2 protein-coding genes are annotated in these 2,183 nt (G+C 72.1%); both read left to right on the forward strand.

Annotation, left to right across the window (positions count from 1 at the left end; all coding sequences use genetic code 11):
• On the forward strand, nucleotides 1-542 hold a 542-nt coding region (purN, locus tag G6018_RS10505; protein WP_182639557.1), incomplete at its 5' end, for a phosphoribosylglycinamide formyltransferase.
• On the forward strand, nucleotides 539-2,107 hold the full coding sequence (purH, locus tag G6018_RS10510) for a bifunctional phosphoribosylaminoimidazolecarboxamide formyltransferase/IMP cyclohydrolase (protein ID WP_179525859.1): 1,569 nt from the start codon (nucleotides 539-541) through the stop codon (nucleotides 2,105-2,107). The genes purN and purH, both read left to right, overlap by 4 nt.
• The last annotated feature ends 76 nt before the right edge of the window (nucleotides 2,108-2,183 follow it).

The following is a 2,183-nucleotide window of genomic DNA, read 5'->3' on the forward strand; positions in this document are numbered from 1 at the left end:
ACTCGTCCGACGGGGCCGACTGCCCCTACCGGGTGGTCGGCCTGGTCTCCGATCGCCAGTGCGAGGCCGTGACCCGCGCCCGGGCCGCCGGACTGCCCACCGCGGTCGTCCGTCCGGCCGATCACCCCGACCGCCCGTCCTGGGACCGTGCGCTGACGGACGCGGTGCGCGGGTTCTCGCCGGACTGGGTCGTCTCCGCGGGCTTCATGCGCATCCTCGGCGAGGCGTTCCTCGGTGAGTTCGCCGGGCGCGTGGTCAACACCCATCCGGCCCTGCTGCCGTCCTTCCCCGGCGCCCACGCGGTGCGGGACGCGCTCGCCTACGGGGTGAGGGTCACGGGATGCACCGTCCACCTGGTCGACGCCGGGGTGGACACGGGCCCGGTGATCGCCCAGTGCGCGGTCGACGTCCTCCCCGACGACACCGAGTCGTCCCTCCACGAACGAATCAAGGTCGTCGAGCGCGAGCTGCTCGTCGACATCCTCGCGGCCGCCGCCCGTGGCCGACTCCACACCGAAGGTCGAAAGGTGCACCTATCGTGACCGACTCCCGCAGGCCCGTCCGCCGTGCGCTCATCAGCGTCTACGACAAGACCGGACTCGAGGATCTCGCGCGGGGTCTGGCGGCCGCCGACGTCGAGATCGTGTCAACCGGTTCCACCGCCCAGCGCATCGCGGCCGCGGGGGTCGCGGTGACGCCCGTCGAGGACCTGACCGGGTTCCCCGAATGCCTGGAGGGCCGGGTGAAGACCCTGCACCCGCGGGTGCACGCGGGCATCCTGGCCGACACGCGCAAGCCGGAACACCTCGAGCAGGTCGCGGAACTCGGTGTGCGTCCGTTCGAGCTCGTCGTCGTCAATCTCTATCCCTTCACAGACACCGTCGCCTCCGGCGCGGACTTCGACGCGTGCGTGGAGCAGATCGACATCGGTGGTCCGTCCATGGTCCGGGCGGCGGCCAAGAACCACCCGTCGGTCGCGGTGCTGGTGGACCCGGCCGGGTACGGCGAGGCCCTGGACGCGGTGGCCGCGGGCGGATTCCCGCTGGAGGAGCGCCGTCGGCTCGCCGCCGCCGCCTTCCGCCACACCGGTGCCTACGACGTCGCGGTGGCCACCTGGATGACGGAGCAGACCGCGACCCCCGCGGGGGACGGGGACGAGAGCTTTCCGGTGTGGCAGGGGCAGAGTCTCGACCTGGCCGCCACCCTGCGCTACGGAGAGAACCCGCACCAGGGCGCCGCCCTCTACACGGACTCCGCCGCGGCCCCCGGACTCGCTCAGGCCGAGCAGCTGCACGGCAAGGAGATGAGCTACAACAACTACGTCGACGGCGACGCCGCCTGGCGGTCCGCGTTCGACCACGCCGAGCCGTGCGTGGCGATCATCAAGCACGCGAACCCGTGCGGCATCGCGATCGACGCCGACATCGCCGCGGCCCACCGCGCCGCCCACGAGTGCGACCCCGTCAGCGCGTTCGGCGGGGTGATCGCCGCCAACCGCGAGGTGACCCTGGAGATGGCCGAGCAGGTGGCCGAGATCTTCACCGAGGTGATCATCGCGCCCTCCTACGCGGACGGTGCCGTGGAGATCCTGCAGCGGAAGAAGAACATCCGGATCCTCGAGGCGAACCCGCCGGCGCAGGGGGAGCTCGAGCGCAAGCAGATCTCCGGCGGCGTGCTGGTGCAGCAGCGCGATTCGTTGGACGCCGACGGCGACGTGACCGCGGGGTGGACCAAGGCGTGCGGCGACGACGCCGACGAGGCGACCCTGCGCGACCTGCTGTTCGCGTGGCGCGCCTGCCGGGCGGTCAAGTCCAACGCCATCCTGCTGGTCCAGTCCGGCGCCACCGTCGGAGTGGGCATGGGCCAGGTCAACCGTGTCGACTCGGCCCGGCTCGCGGTGCAGCGCGCGGGGGAGCGGGTGACCGGGGCCGTGGCGGCGTCGGACGCGTTCTTCCCGTTCGCCGACGGGCTCGAGGTGCTCGCCGAGGCCGGGGTGCGCGCGGTGGTGCAGCCGGGCGGGTCCGTCCGGGACGCAGAGGTGATCGAGGCCGCCGAGAAGGCCGGGATCACGATGTACTTCACCGGCGCCCGGCACTTCTTCCACTGAGTTCGACGGTACCGAGGTCGCAGATGGATCAGCAGGAGGCCGTGGCGCTGACCCCACGAGCCCAGGCCAAGGCCCA

The organism is Dietzia sp. DQ11-44 (genome assembly GCF_014145205.1).
GTDB lineage: Bacteria > Actinomycetota > Actinomycetes > Mycobacteriales > Mycobacteriaceae > Dietzia > Dietzia natronolimnaea.